Origin of the sequence: Shewanella sp. MTB7, assembly GCF_027571385.1 — a bacterium.
GTDB lineage: Bacteria > Pseudomonadota > Gammaproteobacteria > Enterobacterales > Shewanellaceae > Shewanella.
Genome location: NZ_CP085636.1, coordinates 4640944 through 4658257, shown reverse-complemented (window position 1 = coordinate 4658257; position 17314 = coordinate 4640944). Strand labels below are relative to the sequence as shown.

The window sequence follows — 17314 nt, the reverse complement described above, 5'->3', positions numbered from 1 at the left end:
TTTATGGGCCCATTTTTTTATATCTACTTTTTTGTTTTCTCTTCTCTTTATTCTTTTGCTACTCGCTACTCGTTATCTCTTCCGGCAACGCCTCTTTCTTAAGCTTTAGCGGTTTTTTCCTCAGTTTAAACCGCGTCTTTCTGCGGTCGAAGTCGGCTCGTTTAAACGACAGTGCTCGCGACAACAACATACCGATTAACCCAGCGATGATTAGCATCACTTGTTGTTGCTGCATGTTTATTTGGTGAGCCTCTTTTATCTCATTAAAAAACAGGCGAGGTTCTAACCTGACTTCGATAAAACCTAGATTGTTGCCATCTTGAGATACTGCTTCAACATAGGGAGGATAGGGGGCTAGTAGGGCATCTAGTTCCTTGGACTCCGGCTCTAACTCCTCGTCGGTGACACTTTGAGCAAAAGAGAGTCGCTGGCCATCTTCGCTAAAAATGTTGGCTGACATGACTTTGGGATCTAATACTAAGGCTGTGGCTAACCACTGTAGCTGTTCGTCATTTTGCAGCAGTAAAGCCGGCGCAGCGCCATAAGCGGTTTGTTGAACTAACAATCTGGCCATCTTTTCAGTTTGGGACTTTAGAAGCTGCTGTCCTTGTAGTAGGCTAGTTTCCCATAGCTGAAAGAGACCCACTGCCAATGCCAGTGCAATTACGATTTGCAGAAATCTGCTCACTCTCTGTCTCTTTTTCAGTCCTTTAAGAAAAAACACTTTGTACCTGAATTTGATATGGGTTTACCCTATGATAATTGATTATGCCCGCGCCTGATAGTTGGAGAAGTATTGCAAATGGAAAGTCTTAACCAAGTTCCACTTTTTTCATGGTTGAAAGAGGATAAAACCGCTCGTTTACATCCCCAAACGCTGGCTATATCTCGACACCTTGAGTCAGATGCACCTAAAGGTATGGTTAAGTACAGATGTGTTTATGTTAATACGGCGGCTGAAACTGAATTAGCCTCGTTTATTCAAGCATTTGCTCAACCTGTGAGTTTGGCTCATATCGTTAGACAAAATGGATTACATTGTGTTGAGTTTTGTTTGAATACCCCGCTCGATATCACTCAACTCACACTGCTTTCCGCTATTGAATCGCTTGAGGTATTTGCTATCAGCGAGACTCAAGCAGTGCTTAATCGTCCAGGCTTATTAGTGATGGACATGGATTCAACCGCAATTGAGATTGAGTGTATCGATGAGCTGGCCACTATGGCGGGTGTCGGTGAAGCCGTTGCTGAGGTCACCGAGCGCGCCATGCAGGGTGAGTTAGATTTTGAGGAAAGCCTAAGAGCGAGAGTCGCTCAATTAACAGGGGCCGATGAGGCGATTATTCAGACCTTGTGTGACAAACTGCCGCTAATGCCCGGCTTAACTGAGATGGTCAAGGAGTTGCAATCATATGGTTGGCGACTCGTGGTCGCATCGGGTGGTTTTACCCCTTTTGTGGGTCATCTTAAACAACTTTTAGAGTTTGATGCCGCTTATGCCAATGAGCTTGTCATTGAAAATGGTCAGCTTACCGGTCAAGTTACCGGTCAAGTTGTCGATGCCCAGTTTAAAGCCGACACGGTTGAACGCTGTGCTGAGATCTGGAACATAGCGCCAGGTCAGAAATTGGCTATCGGTGATGGTGCTAACGATATTCCTATGATTGAAATTGCTGACTTTGGTATCGCTTACCATGCAAAACCTAAACTTGAAGCGGCGGCAGATGTGGCAATTAAAAAGCTGGATTTGAAAGTACTGCCTTATCTACTGCAATTGGTTTAACACACAGTAGAGTGAAAAGGAAAGTATTTCGCTTTCCTTTTCCTTTAATCCTCGAAAATCTTTTCTTTAAACCTAAAAGCTAAAATATATTTATGTTTTAAATGAGTCCGTATCAATATGAACTCACTCGTCTTATCCTAGCTCGGTGGTTCACATCATCTTTTATTGAGTATTTACTCTTGTTTTTTCATTTTAAGTTAGTAAGTTATTGCATTCACTTAACTAAAGTAATATTTAATGTGGACATAGAACAGCACTCTATTTTTATCCCTTACCTTGAAGGTCAATTGCATCTGAGACAGATAAAGGCAGAGCATGCCAACATGCAACAGCCGCCTATCTTAATGCTCCATGGCGCCATGTCGAATGGCAAAGTTTTTTACAGTGAGACCGGGCGAGGTCTTGCTTGTTTTCTGGCAAAATCAGGCTTTGTTGTCTATGTGCTCGACACTCAAGGCCGTGGCTTAAGTACGCCGAAAATTCACAGGGGCTTTAAAGGCGGTCAAGGACAAGTTATCCGCGAGCAACTGCCCTTAGTGCAACACTATATTATGGGCCTACATCCTCACGTATCGACGGTTCATTGGTGTGCTCACTCATGGGGCGGTGTCTTAATGGCCAGTGCCATCTCTCGTTTTCCTCTCTTTCAAGAGAGTGTGGCTTCTCTGCTTACTTTCGGCACCAAACGCACCATTAAGATTAAGTCGTTTAAGAAATATATGATGGTCGATATTGGTTGGAACAAGATGGCGCAAATGATTGCTTGGGGACATGGCTACCTTGCTGCTGACCGTTGGGGAATGGGGATGGACAATGAGAGTCGTCGTTCACTGTCACAAACTATCGATTGGGTAAGAGGTGATTGGATAGATCATGACGATGGCTTCGATTATGCCAAGGCGGCACAAAGTGTTGCGAGTCGTGATAAGTGGCCGAGCTCTTGGTTTATAGCGGGTCTTGGGGACGACGTATTAGGTAACCCTGCCGATGTGCAACGCATGATTCAAGAGTGTAATTTAGCAAATGTTGAATACACTTTATTATCAAAGTCGGAGGGGAACAAACATGACTATGGCCATGCTGAAATGTTGATCCATAAAGATGCTGTTGATGACCACTTCCCTCGGGTGAGAGACTGGTACCTTAACTTTAACATGTCACTTTAGCTTGGACTCTGTATTATTTTCTAGCTCATGAGTTATTTGATAGGTGAGATGGACCAAGTTTCACTAACTCAGCTAAGTTACTCACCCCTAACTTCGTCATGAGTTTAGCTCGATGTACTTCAATGGTTCTAATGGCTACACACAATTGATTCGACATCTGTTTGTTGGTGTTTCCGGCAATGATTAATTGGAATATCTGGGTTTCACGATCCGATAAGTTATTAATCAGTACTTGATTACTGAGTTGTTGAAATTGGCTCTGGCTATGGACTAATCCCTTTTCGATAGCTTGTGACAATAGGCTCCCTTGAACCGGTTTTTGAAAGAAATCGAACGCCCCATTTTTAAATGCATCTACCGCCATGGGAACATCACCGTGGCCAGTTAAAAATATGACTGACAGTGGGCTTTTAGCGTCGCTGAGCAGTAGTTGAATTTGAGGACCTGTGAGCCCTGGCATTCTGGCATCTAAGATCACGCAACCCGCTTGGTTTAAATCTACTTTGCTTAAAAAGCTATCGCCGTTGGTAAAGCTGATTAACGTGTAGCCGTACCCCTCCATTAAAAAGCTGATTGAATCGATAATAGCGTCGTCGTCATCGACTAAATAGACAGGTCCGTTGATGTGTAGTTGCACTGGGTATTCTCTATATAGGTGTAGGAGATAAATAATAAATGATAAGTATCTCAATTTACTGTTTTTAGCCAACTATTTTCTATAAAGCATGAATTGCATCACGCTGTGATAACGGCCACCTAGCGTAAGCTATCGCTAATCAACCACACTCCACTTTTCACCCTCAAACTCTCAAATAGCAGTGTGATGGCAGTATTGATTAACAAGTGGAGCATATTTTTAGGAAGTAAGTTTGTTGCGGATCTTATTGTGCATCTCTGTGTTGCTTTTCTCATCTTCGATCTGGGCAAATTCGCAACCATTTCATGTGGGAGTGCTGGCTAATTGGGGACATCAACAGGCTGTTGAGCGCTGGACTCCGATGATGGAGTACCTTAATGAGCGTGTGCCAGAGGCACAGTTTCATGTTTATCCTGGTGATTTTGAAGCATTAAACCTAGCGATGGAGCTAGGTCAAATCCAGTTTATTATTACCAACCCTGGACAATACCTTTATCTTTCTAGCCAATATCCTTTGTCTTGGCTCGCCACAATGCGTTCAAGGCGTCATAACGGCACAACCTCAGCCATAGGCTCGGCAATCATCGTTAGGGCTGATAGTGACTATCGCACCTTGTATGACTTAAAAGGCAAAGTGGTTGCTGCAAGTGATCCTCATGCTCTTGGAGGGTTTCAAGCGACGGTTGGCTTAATGCACCGATTGGGGATGGCCCCTGATAACTATTTTAAGCAAGTAAAGTTTCTCGGCTTCCCCCTCGATCCTCTGCTGTATCAAGTGCGAGATGGCAATGTTGATGCGGCAATTACTCCTTTATGCACCTTGGAGGATATGGTCGGCCGTGGACTCATCAATCTCGGCGATTTTCGAGTGCTTAATCCGAGTCGTCCAAAAAGTGTTGAGTGTCAATGTAGTACTCATCTTTATCCCAATTGGTCCTTTGCCGCCATTGAGAGTGTCAATACCGAGTTGAGCAAAGAGATAAGCCAAGCGTTAATGGATTTGCCATCTACTCACCCCGCGGCGGTGAAGGCACAACTACAGGGGTGGACCTCGCCAATTAGCCAGCTAGCGGTGATTAAGTTATTTAGAGAGTTACACGTCAAGTCGCCCGATAGTAGTCGCTGGGAGATCGTTAAAAATTGGCTGGATGATAATCGACACTGGGGCATTCTATCAGTACTTATATTTTTAGTGGCTACGTTTTATCACCTGTGGATTGAATATCGTTTTCATCAGAAAAGTGAGTCGTTAATTGCAACTGAGCGTCAGCTAAAGCAGCAAGCTATTGCGTTAGAGCGCCTGCAAAGTGCATCCATCATTGGTGAGATTGGTGCAGGTCTTGCCCATGAAATAAATCAACCCATCGCCGCCATTACTAGCTATAGCGAAGGGGGGATAATGCGCTTGCAAGGGAAAAAAGAAGCGGATGTTGAAGCGTGCATTAAACTGCTTGAAAAAATTCATAATCAATCGACTCGAGCGGGTGAGGTGGTTCATCGCATCAGAGGTTTATTGAAACGACGTGAAGCTGTCATGCTTGATGTGAATATTCTCACCTTAGTGGAAGAGAGCATTGCGCTGTTGAGGATTGAGCTCGCCAGACGTGATATTCAAGTTAACACCCAGATTAAAGGTGAGCCTTTTTTCATTACCGCTGATCGTGTCGGCTTACTTCAGGTACTGATCAATTTGATTAAAAATAGCCTTGATGCGATAGCTGATTCGCCCAATGCAAGTACAGGTAAAATCCATATAGAGTTAGATTTTAAAGAGTATCAGGTCAATATATTTATCAAGGACAATGGCCCCGGTCTTACGCTGGGGGCTGAGGCTTTGATGGCCACTTTTTATACCACTAAAGCCGATGGTTTGGGCTTGGGACTCGCAATATGCAATGAGGTGATGCATGAGCATGAAGGCCGGTTTACATTGAGTAATCGTTGTGACAATGAAACTGGATGTGTTGCCTCATTGAGCTTAAAAAAACGGGGCAGCGAACAAGCTATACAAATCTAAATTAATTTTACTATCAATGATTTAAATGGAAGTTTAACCTATGAATTGTGCGACTGTTTAGTTGCGCAATTTATATTAAAAGTATGCTGTAGCTAGCAAAAAAAGACTCTTCTTTTCGTTATGTGGTTTACCACAATATACAGCTACACATAGCTGTGTTGATTGAAAATTGAACTGTGAACTGCTTCACAAACGGCTTCAACACTTTATCTGTATGTGGTTTACCACAATATCTACTTTCACACCTCTCAGTGACAATGATGAAAACCTTAGGAATGACCTTGATTGCCTACAGCGATTAAGGGCTATACACATTAAACCTAAGCACCACCGTCATTGGAGATTTATCATGAAACTAGATCGGCGAACCTTCATCAAAGGAGCCGGAGCGGGCACAGCGACTTGCGCATTAGCAACAACGCTCCCTGGCTCTTTGGCTGCCCTTGGACATTCACCACTGCAAGGTAGTGCAGAGTCTGTCGCAAGTATTTGTGAAATGTGTTCAACCCGTTGTCCGATCTCGGCACGTGTTGTTAACGGCAAGAACGTGTCTATTTTGGGTAACCAGAACGCTAAATCATTTGGTGGCGCAGTGTGTGCTCGTGGTGGTGCAGGTCACAGTCAGCTTTATGATAAACAACGTATCGTTAAACCATTAAAGCGTGTTGGTGAGCGTGGTGAAGGTAACTGGCAAGAGATTGAGTGGGATGAAGCCTACAGTATCATTGCTAAAAACTTGAATAAGATTAAAGCTGAGCATGGCGCAGAGACGGTAGCCTTCTCATCAAAGTCGGGCTCACTCTCAGGCCACCTGTTTCATTTAGCCAAAGCCTTTGGCAGCCCAAATACATTTACTCACGCATCGACTTGCCCTGGCAGTTATGTCATTGCGGCTAAAGCGATATTTGGTGGCAAAGTTAAGCGCGATTTAAGCAACTCTAAATACATCATCAACTTTGGTCACAACCTTTACGAAGGCATTAACATGTCTGAAACCAGAGGCATGATGAATGCACAAATGGAGAAGGGTGCTAAGTTAGTCGTTTTTGAGCCGCGTTTTTCCATTGTGGCGGATAAGGCGGATGAATGGTATGCGATTAAACCCGGTACTGACGTTGCGGTTGCATTGGCGATATGCCATGTCCTGATTGAAGATGACCTGTACGATAGAGCCTTTGTCGCCCAATATGTATCTGGTTTTGATGAATTTGCCAAGGAAGTTAAAGCTTATACTCCTGAGTGGGCTGAATCGGTCAGTGATGTTCCTGCTGAGGATATTCGCCGCATAACCCATGAATACGCAGCAGCAGCGCCCCATGCGTTAGTGGATTTTGGTCACCGCTCATCGTTTACTACTGAAGAGTTTGAGATGCGCCGTGCGTTATATGCCGCCAACGTGCTCGTGGGTAACATTGAGCGTAAGGGGGGGTTGTTCTTTGGTAAAAAAGCCGCTAGCTATAACAAGTTTGCTGGCGATACCGTCGCTCCAATTTTGGCTAAGCCTGGTGTTGAGGGCATGCCAAAAATCACTGCCAAGCGTATTGATATGGTCGATGAACAGTATGCCTTAACATGGTCATCAGGCGGTATTTATCAAACGATTCTAGATGCAACTTTAGACGCGACGCCATACCAACTGCGCGCTTGGGTAATGAGCCGTACCAACCCAATGCAAACCATGACCGATAGAGCTCGTATTGTTAAAACAATGCAGAAGCTCGATTTTATCGTGGCGTGCGATATCTACATTAGTGAGTCAGCAGCGTATGCCGACATCTTCTTACCTGAGTCAACTTACCTAGAGCGTGATGAAGAGATTGCCGATAAGTCGAGTAAAAACCCTGCTTATTATGTACGTCAACGCGTGGTTGAAACGATTGGAGATACCAAGCCAAGCTGGCTTATCTGGAAAGAGCTTGCGACCCAGTTAGGTCAAGGTCAGTTTTTCCCTTGGGACAATATGGAGACCTTACAGCTGTTCCAAGTACAGCGTGATTTGAACTTACTCAGAAAAATAAAAGACGAAGGTTTCGTTAGCTTTGGTAAACCTTTGATGTTGCGTGAGCGCGGTATGGTTAGAGACTTTGTTGGTGCATACCCCAATGCTAAAGCCGTTGATGCCGACGGGACTTATGCCAGCCAGTTAAGCTTTAAGACACCGTCTGGCAAGATTGAGCTTAGCTCTGCCAAAGTTGAAAAAATGGCACCTGGGCGTGGCGTTATTCGCTATCGCGAAGTCACCATGAAGAAAGCCGATGAGCTGTTTTTCATCCAAGGCAAAGTGGCTGTTCATACCAACTCAGGTACTCAGAACGTCCCGATGCTGGCTAACTTAATGTCTGATAACGCCTTGTGGATCCACCCTATTACTGCGGGCCTGTTGAATATTTCAAGTGGCGACAAGATTAGGATCTATAACGATACCGGCAGTGAAGAGGGTCATGCCTTGGTCACACCAGGCATTCGTCCTGACACCGTATTTGCCTATATGGGCTGTGGTTCAAAGAATAAAGAGCTTGCCCGTGCAACCGGTAAAGGTGTGCATTGCGGTAACTTACTTCCCCATGTGATTGCTCCGGTGACAGGTATGAACCTGCATACCACCGGTGTAAAGATTGCCAAGATTTAATCGGAGTTAATGATGACTAAACGTTATGTTCTCGTGCACGATGAAAACAAGTGCATTGGCTGCCAAGCGTGTAACGTGGCCTGCCGTAGTGAAAACAATGTGCCTGAGTCGGTAACTCGAATTCAGGTAAGAATCGAGGGGCCGTACGGCAATTTCCCACACCTACATTTTAAATATAATCGCGTTTCGTGCGAGCAGTGTGAAAATGCACCTTGCGTTAAAGTATGCCCAACGGGTGCTGCTTATGTTAATGATGACGGCATTGTATCGATTAACGAAAAGAAATGTGTTGGCTGCCTGTATTGTGTTGCAGCTTGCCCATACAAGGTTCGTTTTATTAACCCTGAAACAAGAGTGCCAGATAAGTGTGATTTCTGTAAAGAAACTCGCTTAGCACGCGGTGAAGAACCTGCATGTGTGACTGTTTGTCCAACTCAGGCATTAACCTTTGGTGATGCTAATGATATGACATCAGCAGTACGTAAAGTGTTAGACACCAAACCGCACTACCAACAAAAGGTAAATCTAGGCACTGAGCCAAGGGTTTATCGCATTCCTAGCCGTAAAGGAGGGATTAAAGCATGAACAATATCTGGGGTTCAATGGAACAATACGATCCAGTAGTGTGGAACTGGATCATCGCGGTTTACTTGTTTATGGCAGGCTTATCAGCAGGCTCTATGCTGGTGGCTATCGGGCTTAAATGGTACAAACAAAGCCGTGGTCAGCCGACAGAAGGTTTACCGGTTATAAAGGCCGCAGCGGTAATTGGTCCAGTGGCTATCAGTTTAGGCATGGCACTGCTAGTACTGGATTTGACTAAACCCTTTGAGTTTTATCACATCCTGCTTAACTACAACCTGACTTCGGTGATGGCTTGGGGTGTGATAGCTCTGCTGGTTTATATCCCATTAGTGTTTGTTTTTGCTGCGATTGTGTTTGAAAAGCAAGTGTTGCATTATGCACCTTGGCTTGCTGGAACATTAAAAGTTTGTCGCCAGTTAGAAAACAGTATTAATAAGCTGATTTTTGCTCTAGGTCTCGGTGTGGGGGTTTATACTGGCTTCTTACTTTCAGCCCTGATTAGTTACCCAATTTTAAACACCGCAGTATTGCCTGCCCTGTTTTTAGCATCAGCCTTGTCAGTTGGCTCTGCGGGTAATATTTTAGTGGCGACCTTGTTCTTCAGTAAAAAAGAGTCTGACTGTATCGAACAGGTGCATCGTATCGAGTACCCAGTAGCCTTTAACGAAGCCTTATGTTTAGTGCTACTGTTTGTGGGTCTTAATTTCTCAGGTCCTGCAGCACAAGCGGCAACAGCGGCGATAACAACTGGGGCGTGGGCGAGCGTATTTTGGATTGGTGTAGTGGGGCTTGGTTTAGTCGTTCCTGTACTGGCTAGCACGTTAGCACCTAAGTCTTGGCGTCACAGTAAAGGCTTTTTAATCACTGTATCGTGTAGCACCATTCTTGGCGTACTAGCACTGAGACACTTTGTGGTTTATGCAGGGCAAAGCTATATCAGTTAACGTAAGTCAGTTAAGGTAAATCAGCGTTAACTAAAATGCCCAGGTTGATACTTGGGCATTTTTGTATGGTGTATATTTCATCATGCTGTGAAAAAGCAGTTAATTTACTTAAGCTCCCACATTTCCCAGCTCTCCAATTGAAGATCTTGGGCTAATTGAAGCACAATATTCTGATGCTTTTTGGCCTGTTCAGGCTTATTTATTTTGGCAAGATAGATACTCATCTGTTTATGCCAACCTGGTAACGATTTTCCTTCTGCTTGTACACTGTTTAGTAGTTGGGCGACACGAACATAATCTTCCTTTTTATTAAAGCCTTTAGCAAGTTGAATACTGACATTGGTTAAGGATTGTGGAAATTGAAGTTTTATGGCTTTGAGTACATCATTGACCTTATCTAACTGCTTTGACCAAAACAGATACTTAGCAAATTGGTAAGCCTGAAGCCACTCAAACTGAAATCCAGCCCAGTTTTTCTGCTGTTGGCTAAAGTGAGCTAACACCTGTTGATAGTCACCTATAGCCAACATGTCTGAGGCATCAATGGCGTAATTAGGCGCGAGGAACAGCAGTGCATCATAGAGTGCAGGTAGGGCTGTGGTGAAGTGGTTTTCGTTAGGGTAATGCTTATACTGCCAGTTGAGCGTTTTAGGGGCGGATTGCTCGAACACTTCAACCAACTTATCGACTCCCATCTCTTCTTCGTTAGCCAGTGAAATAAATACAGGAGCGGTTAATTGTTGCTGTTTTAGCAAGGGTTCTATTTTGCTCGGCAGGCTATAATCGTCATGCCAGACACTGGGGCTCATCGCCAAAAAGGCATTAAATGGGGTGTGTTCTTGCATCATGCTGTACAGAGTAAATAGACCACCGAGGGAGTATCCAGCAAGGGCTTTTTGGTTATCGGTTCTAAATTGAGTATCTATTAGGGGCAGTAACTCTTGTTTTAAATAGGAGTGGAACTGCTGCGCGCCACCGAATGCATCATCTTTACCATCTGGCCAAGTTGTACTTTTAAGGTAGTCAGCATCCCCTTGGTTGGCGATCCCAATGACAATCATTGGTGGCAGCTTTCCCATTCGAGTGAGGTGCTTGGTGATTGATGACACATGTTGAAATTGAAAATCTGCATCAATAATGTAGAGACTGGGATAGCGGCGTTGGTTCACATGATAGCGTTCAGGAAGGGAGAGCATATAGCGTCTGTTTTCTGCAAGTAGTCGCGAATGATGTTGGTAGCCGTCGATTATCGGCCGTTTATCTAAGGTGTTAGCACTTGCTTTAAGACTACTTGTAAGGATAAAACCAGTGATTAGTATCGCAGTTAAGACTCTTTTCATCAGGTAGCCTATCTTGTTAGGAAAAGTATTAGCCTACATGTTTTTCGCTTAAAGACGGGTTAACTTAGGTAAAGCACTGTGAAAGTTAGGCAAAGTTGAGTGAAGTGATGAATATTCGGCTCGACAGCCCTGTGCTGTCAAGCCGTTGAAGCTAAGCTGGGGTGGTTTTGTTTGCCTCAAGATCCAGTTCTTGATAGATACTAGGGTACCTAAGTAACACCTCTTCAGTGATATCAAGAAACTCGCCGACGCCTACCACTCTCCATAATAGTTCTTGCAGTTGCTTTGCTTTATGGTGCGCATGGATCGCAATATATTCCAACTCTCGTCTTATATAGGTAAGGTCTGGTTTTGCGGTGACACCTCGATAGACCCTTAATGCCATAAAGCGACCTAAATTATGGCTTTGATTTATAAAATGCTCCCTAGCACGGATATCGCCAATTTCATCTGGAGTGACACATCTTACTTTTACTTGGCCGAGGGATTGTCTGGATACTTGCAGATACAGTTCGAAAAAATTGAGACCTGGTTGAGTTTTCAGAGTGCGTAGTGGATCGATGAAATCGTGTTTTAATCGTCCATCTTTTAGTAAAGACTCCAGATTGTATTCCAGTGATTGTGGTGCTGAAGCAGCGAAAATATCAGTGATTTCATTTTTATGCGTTCCGACTCCTAAGGTACTTAATTTGGCACTTTTAACCGTTTTTTCGATAAAATAGGGCACAGACACTAAGTTTCGCATCAGCAAGTTTTTTAAGCCGTCAGCCAGTTCCTTCATCTCACTGTTGGCTTCGGTCAGTTTTTCCAGTTTATCGCGGTTACTGGTGATGAGCTTATTCATAAATTCGACACCTATGTGAGGGTTGTGGCCCATCACAGCTGCTAGATGTACATTTGCTCCAGACTGTCTGGCTCTTATAAGTCGATAGGGAAGCTGATTGAGTTGAATCTTGCCCGCAATAGTCTGAAGCTTTGGGAAGCTAAGCTGAAGAGGGGCCGTTTTATCAAAATCCCCCGCTTGTTCCAATAATACTTGTAATCCTTTACTTGAGATATCTTGGGAAAAGCCCGTTATCGTTTTTTTCCCCTGAGTCACCTTAACTTGAGTCTTAAATGAGAATCGAGCTTCATTTCGTCGTTCACTGAACTGGAGGGAGAGTAATTTTATGGTATCTTTCTGCTTTTTTTGCTGACCGAAGCGCTTTAGTTCATTGGCAGTATTTACACACTCTTTGCTCCAGCTTTGATAATGCTCCTTAGCATTTGGGTCGGTTAAGTCGATCAGTTGTAACACATGGGAGAAGCGTTTAAGTTGAGCTTCAGTTAGCGCCGAGTAACAGCTATCGTCGCCAGGTAATAAACTCGCTTTATAAGACTTCCTATGCTCTATGGCATGATGGGTGAGTTTTAGGGTTTTCCATGAGGGTTTAGCAGAGCCAAAACTTAAAAATAGAGGGAGTAATTTGGTCTTTTTTAGTTCAGCCAATGTAGCGGAATAGAAGTAAATCCTGCCATTTGTATGGAAAGTGAAACTGAATAATAGGCTATGATCTTTATTGTTTGGCTCGTTTATCAAGGATTTTATTCTGTCACTGGTTATCATGTTTGAGAGCTGACTTATATTTTGCTCATCCTGAAAATAATACTGCAGTTGTTGATTGTCACGACTGAGAAGTTTATGGGTAATTTTATATGTTACATTCTCATCCTGATTCCCTGATTCGATAAACAGAGGTAGATGGGGAAGGTGAGGCAGATAATGGCGTTCAAATCCAAGTCCAGTAGCGGCCACTAAAATATCATTGATGTCGACTTTATATCTGAATTTATGTCCCTTAATCAGGTTAGATAGCATCTCGGTGAGCGCATCTTTTCCGCCAATACGCTTAAGTCGCATCCAGCAGTATTCAGAGTTTATTTGAGTGTCAACTATTTGATAGTCGACACCTTTTTGTAAGTCTTCAAAATAATACTCCTCACTCAGTTCCAGTAACTTTACCTTAATAGGAGTATCGAGGTTTAAATCATGTTTCAAAGGCAAACGTATACGTGCGCCTCCAACAGAGAGATCGACCGTTATCCCTGAGATTTCCACGGTTCCGGGCTGAAAAACGGCAATTCGAATGCTGTAATTCATCCTCTCTTCACTGCGATTGAAGTAGCTCCCCAGCACCACGCCTTTTGCAATAAAAGGTTCAGATAGCGAGGGTTCGATGACTTGACCGACCTCTTGAAGCTTAGCCTTACGACGTTTATGAGTGTCGAGAACATGTTCATAAACCCCGAGTGTATAATTGCCATGATATAAAGCCATGGACTCGTTAAAGCACTCTTTTGCTGGTTCATCTAAGTAATGATGTAGGCTTCCCTGTGTCACCTCATCACAAGGTAGTTCGGATTTATCCCTTAAATCGATAAGTCGTGTACAGAGCGTTGAGATACGATTTAGTTCCATTTTTAGCAAAAAACGGGTTGAGTTTGATTCATCTTTCGTTAGCATGTCGAAAAGCGACTGGAAATCGGGTTCCATTAGCAGGGGTTTTAGTTGTTCAATTAAGGCGCTGTGTTCGTCTAAACTCATCACTCACTCTTATTATTAGTAGGGGGACTTTTCATTATTATTCGATGTTATTTAAACCCGTGACATGAACTGTGCAGCAGACAAATTAGGATTCATTATTTTTAACATAGAGTATAAATGATTCCATGACTGATAACCTTGTCGCTAGCTAATCTTATGTCGGCAGTTGCCGAGATTTCTTGATAACGAATACCGATCAGTTTGACTATAAGCTGTTATTATGACTTAACCATTATAAAAATGTTCACAATTCGATTGCATAATAACCGGGTGGTAATATTCGGTTAATCATAAGCAGTTTAGCATTCGGATAAAGAGTGTGTTGTTACTATTAAATTAAACCGACTTATCCCCCTAGTTTAAGGGGGTATACCAATTATGAAGAGATATGGCGAAGAATAAAACAGCATATGTGTGCAATGAGTGTGGCCAAGACTTTCCTCGATGGCAGGGGCAGTGTAGTGCATGCCAAGAGTGGAATACCATTACCGAAGTCCGTTTAGGTACTAGCAAGTCATCTAGCTCTTCTGTGGCAGGTTATGCTGGCGCCGTGGGTGGTGGCTCTAAGAAGTTGAGTGAAATAAAGGAGTTTGAAGCGGAAAAAATGCTGACGGGCATTGGTGAATTAGACCGCGTCTTGTGTGGCGGTTTAACCACTGGGTCGGTCAATATTATCTCAGGTGATCCTGGAGCGGGTAAAACTACCTTGCTATCGGATCTTGTTGCTCGCATGTCTCAAATTATGCCATCGCTCTACTGTACTGCTGAAGAGTCATTGTCGCAGTTTAAGAATCGTGTCAATCGCCTCAAGTTAGACTGCAACGAAGAAAATCTCTATTTGATGGCGGAAACCAGTGTTGAGGCGATTATTGCCGAGCTTGATGCTAAACAGGTTAAGTTTGCTGTTATCGACTCGATACAAGCGGTCGTTACGGATTTGGCCAATGGTAGTCCAGGTTCTCCCTCCCAAGTAAAAAGCAGTGCACAGTCGCTCACTCAATACTGTAAACAAAATAACGTCACCATGTTCTTAGTGGCTCATGTGAATAAAAATAACGAGACTGCAGGCCCGCAGACTTTGATTCATATTGTTGATTGCTTAACTCATTTAGAGTGTAACGATGGGCAAATACGAACTCTTAGGGCGAATAAAAACCGCTTTGGTGATGTCGATACTGTCGGTATTTTCAGAATGACTGAGCGGGGTATGCTCAGTGTCGATAACCCGAGTGAAATATTCCTTTCTGGATCAACCACCGAGTCTGCAGGTGCGACAATTACTTGTATTCGGAAAGGAAATCGCAACTTATTGCTAGAGATCCAGTGTTTAACCACAGAAACAGAAGGTGAGTTTCCACAACGAGTCTGTGTTGGCCTGAATATGAACCGTATTAAGATGCTGACAGGAATATTGCGTAAACACACTAAGACGAAGATTTTTCATGATACCTATTTCAATATAGTCGGTGGCTTGAAAATCGATGAGTCTGAAACTTGTATCGATTTAGCCTTAGTCACAGCCTTACTCAGCAGTTTGAATGATTTCGTGGTGCCAAGAACGACCTGCATCATGGGGGAACTCAGTTTAAACGGCGATGTTCGCCCTATCGACAGCGGCGTTCCACGAGTGAAGGAAGCAGTTCAACATGGTTTTACTGAGATCTTTATTCCATTCCGCAATTATCATAAATCAATGGAAGGTTTAGGGGCTAAAATAAACCCGGTTAAGACGATTCACGAACTGATGGAGTTGATTAATTAACGGCTAACAGTTGATATCACTAAGTCCAAGAGCATTGAAAGAGGCTCTTGGACGCTTGCTAGGTTATCCCTGTGTCATCACATTACTTCTAGCATGCTTTTTGAGTAAAAGTGCTTAGTTAGACCATTTGATTTGAAACTCAATCTCCTCTTCAGTGCCTTCACGCTCATGTTCAATATTGTAAATGGCCCGGACGGGAACATAGATCCTTTCACCGGCGATCTGTATTTCAAATTTATTACCGCTTTCTAATGAATCAGCCAGACGTCTCAATTTGGCTACAAACTCTGCGTTGGTGTAACTCTTCTCGATATCTCTCTCTTTTTTAACCCTCATTACCGTCATCCTTTTGGTGATATTCACTTTGGCATTATAATACTATGTTCTGTCGGAGGTGGTGTTATGGTCAATACTTTTAACTCGTTGGGGGATTCGAATCTATGCTATACACCTTGGGGCACGACTATTAGTTCTCCTGGCATAAACCTCTGTTTAGTTTCAACACCATTATCCAAGAGCACTAAATGTATTCACCTTCAATAACTTGTACTAATTCATCACCTGCAGGATGTCTCTCCCACTCACTAAATCCTGAGTAGTGAGTTAAATTAAGGTTTTTTCCATTGAAATATGTTCAATATTGGCCTCAATATATTCATCACCAAATGGTGTAAAACCCAGTTTCTCATAGAACTCAATAGCCTGTTTTTGTGAATCGAGATAAACACGAGCATAACCATTTGCAACTGCAATTTGGGTTAATGATGCAATAATTTTCGAGCCCAAGCCTTTACCACGATATTCATTTAAAATGGCAATCCGCCCAAGGTGACCGCCTCTACTTCAACCATACTTGTTCCTTTCAAATTGATTGATATATTTCACCATGTGACCTTCCATGGATCGTGACTTGTAATGACCCACATGTGGGACGATACCAATTACATTAAGTATCTGTTCATTCAGCGGGAATTCAAAGTGCTGAAGACTAGGCGGATGGTTGAAGCTAATAGTTATTCTATATCTAAATCATTCAACACAGTATCCAGGGCTTTGAAACCCGCCCTGTGGGAGGCTCTCAAATATTCCACTTCTGCTTTGCATTGACTAACAAGGGAGTAACCATTCTCTCATCAATGCGCCTTGAATTGAAAAATTTGAGCGCCTCTGAATTGACTACATATTTAATGTAATTGGTATTAAATCTCTTCAAATATAAAAGTTTCACCACCAAATTCAAAGCGCTCTATTTCTTGGACGATATTTGCACCAGCAGTAACAGCTCTATTATAAATAACACTGGGGTCTTCCACGAAAATAGATGTACATTGTGTAATACATTTAACAGTCCGAGGAGTCTTAAACTTACTTTCGAACTGACCATCACGTCCAAGAGATGCAAGCATTACCATACTCGACCCTAGTGTTAGTCTCGCATGTTCAATCTTGTTATCGTTGCCAGAGATCTCTAAGAAAACGTCAAAACCAATGACATCACATAGCCATGACATTGTTTCTCTTGCATTTTGATATCTGATTATTGGTACGGTTGTTGAGTTCATTACATGCACCTAGTGGCTTAAAATACAGTTGCCTATGAGTAATCAACATATCTTGTCAGTCGTTTCTGTTCAATGAGCAAGTTACCCTAGATGAGTTAAAGTCAGTTGTCTTTACTTGTCGAATAATAAGTTTGAAGTATCTTTTTAGATTGAGTTCATTTGGCCGGTTTAGTGTTTGATGGTTTGTTGGGAATCATAGCTCCATTGTTATCTATAGCCTGCGGCGGTGCTGTATATGGATATACGAATGTCGTGATCACACGGATGTGAGTGAACGGCCTGAACGTGTAAACACTTCTGCGACA

13 protein-coding genes and 1 pseudogene are annotated in these 17314 nt (G+C 43.1%); 7 read left to right on the top strand and 7 right to left on the bottom strand.

The genetic code is table 11. The annotated features are described in order from the left end of the window. Nucleotides 1-58 precede the first annotated feature (58 nt). The gene (locus tag HWQ47_RS20185) at nucleotides 59-688 is read right to left on the bottom strand and encodes an AhpA/YtjB family protein (RefSeq protein WP_269967823.1); all 630 of its coding nucleotides are present in this window, start codon (nucleotides 686-688) and stop codon (nucleotides 59-61) included. A gap of 114 nt (nucleotides 689-802) precedes the next feature. On the opposite strand from HWQ47_RS20185, the gene serB reads away from it, so the two are divergent. Both serB and HWQ47_RS20175 read left to right on the top strand, forming a co-directional pair. Further along, nucleotides 803-1783 (top strand): phosphoserine phosphatase SerB, encoded by a 981-nt coding sequence (gene serB, locus HWQ47_RS20180; RefSeq protein ID WP_269967822.1) that lies wholly within the window; start codon nucleotides 803-805, stop codon nucleotides 1781-1783. Between the two features lie 239 nt (nucleotides 1784-2022). Beyond that, the gene (locus HWQ47_RS20175; protein ID WP_269967821.1) at nucleotides 2023-2949 is read left to right on the top strand and encodes an alpha/beta fold hydrolase; all 927 of its coding nucleotides are present in this window, start codon (nucleotides 2023-2025) and stop codon (nucleotides 2947-2949) included. Nucleotides 2950-2974: 25 nt separating this feature from the next. On the opposite strand, the gene HWQ47_RS20170 is transcribed toward HWQ47_RS20175, so the two are convergent. After that, nucleotides 2975-3586 carry a response regulator transcription factor gene (locus HWQ47_RS20170; RefSeq protein ID WP_269967820.1) on the bottom strand — a complete coding sequence of 204 codons (612 nt, stop codon included), beginning with the start codon at nucleotides 3584-3586 and terminating at the stop codon, nucleotides 2975-2977. Between the two features lie 232 nt (nucleotides 3587-3818). Between HWQ47_RS20170 and HWQ47_RS20165 the strand changes: the two genes are divergently transcribed. The 4 genes from HWQ47_RS20165 to nrfD all read left to right on the top strand — a co-directional run bounded on the left by HWQ47_RS20165 (nucleotide 3819) and on the right by nrfD (nucleotide 9761). Then, nucleotides 3819-5603, top strand: a complete 1785-nt coding sequence (locus tag HWQ47_RS20165) for a sensor histidine kinase (protein WP_269967819.1) — start codon at nucleotides 3819-3821, stop codon at nucleotides 5601-5603. Nucleotides 5604-5952: 349 nt separating this feature from the next. After that, nucleotides 5953-8232, top strand: a complete 2280-nt coding sequence (gene phsA / locus HWQ47_RS20160) for a thiosulfate reductase PhsA (protein ID WP_269967818.1) — start codon at nucleotides 5953-5955, stop codon at nucleotides 8230-8232. Between the two features lie 12 nt (nucleotides 8233-8244). Continuing rightward, a complete protein-coding gene (locus HWQ47_RS20155) occupies nucleotides 8245-8817 on the top strand; it encodes a 4Fe-4S dicluster domain-containing protein (protein ID WP_269971806.1) in 573 nt (190 codons plus the stop codon). Then, nucleotides 8814-9761 carry an NrfD/PsrC family molybdoenzyme membrane anchor subunit gene (gene nrfD, locus HWQ47_RS20150; RefSeq protein WP_269967817.1) on the top strand — a complete coding sequence of 316 codons (948 nt, stop codon included), beginning with the start codon at nucleotides 8814-8816 and terminating at the stop codon, nucleotides 9759-9761. The genes HWQ47_RS20155 and nrfD overlap by 4 nt, the downstream gene beginning before the upstream one ends. A gap of 104 nt (nucleotides 9762-9865) precedes the next feature. On the opposite strand, the gene HWQ47_RS20145 is transcribed toward nrfD, so the two are convergent. Further along, entirely contained in the window at nucleotides 9866-11101 is a 1236-nt protein-coding gene (locus tag HWQ47_RS20145) for an alpha/beta hydrolase (protein WP_269967816.1), read from the bottom strand. Between the two features lie 151 nt (nucleotides 11102-11252). Continuing rightward, nucleotides 11253-13685, bottom strand: coding sequence for a PilZ domain-containing protein (locus HWQ47_RS20140; RefSeq protein WP_269967815.1), 2433 nt, complete (start codon nucleotides 13683-13685; stop codon nucleotides 11253-11255). A gap of 388 nt (nucleotides 13686-14073) precedes the next feature. Here HWQ47_RS20140 and radA point away from each other — a divergent pair, with 388 nt between their 5' ends. Further along, the gene (radA, locus tag HWQ47_RS20135) at nucleotides 14074-15447 is read left to right on the top strand and encodes a DNA repair protein RadA (RefSeq protein ID WP_269967814.1); all 1374 of its coding nucleotides are present in this window, start codon (nucleotides 14074-14076) and stop codon (nucleotides 15445-15447) included. 114 nt (nucleotides 15448-15561) lie between these two features. Here radA and HWQ47_RS20130 read toward each other — a convergent pair whose 3' ends face one another. The 3 genes and pseudogenes from HWQ47_RS20130 to HWQ47_RS20120 all read right to left on the bottom strand — a co-directional run bounded on the left by HWQ47_RS20130 (nucleotide 15562) and on the right by HWQ47_RS20120 (nucleotide 17009). After that, on the bottom strand, nucleotides 15562-15783 hold the full coding sequence (locus tag HWQ47_RS20130; protein ID WP_269967813.1) for an amphi-Trp domain-containing protein: 222 nt from the start codon (nucleotides 15781-15783) through the stop codon (nucleotides 15562-15564). A 267-nt stretch (nucleotides 15784-16050) separates the two neighbouring features. After that, a pseudogene (locus HWQ47_RS20125) lies at nucleotides 16051-16275 on the bottom strand (GNAT family N-acetyltransferase); the annotation flags it as partial. A 371-nt stretch (nucleotides 16276-16646) separates the two neighbouring features. Continuing rightward, nucleotides 16647-17009, bottom strand: coding sequence for a VOC family protein (locus HWQ47_RS20120; protein WP_269967812.1), 363 nt, complete (start codon nucleotides 17007-17009; stop codon nucleotides 16647-16649). Nucleotides 17010-17314 lie beyond the last annotated feature (305 nt).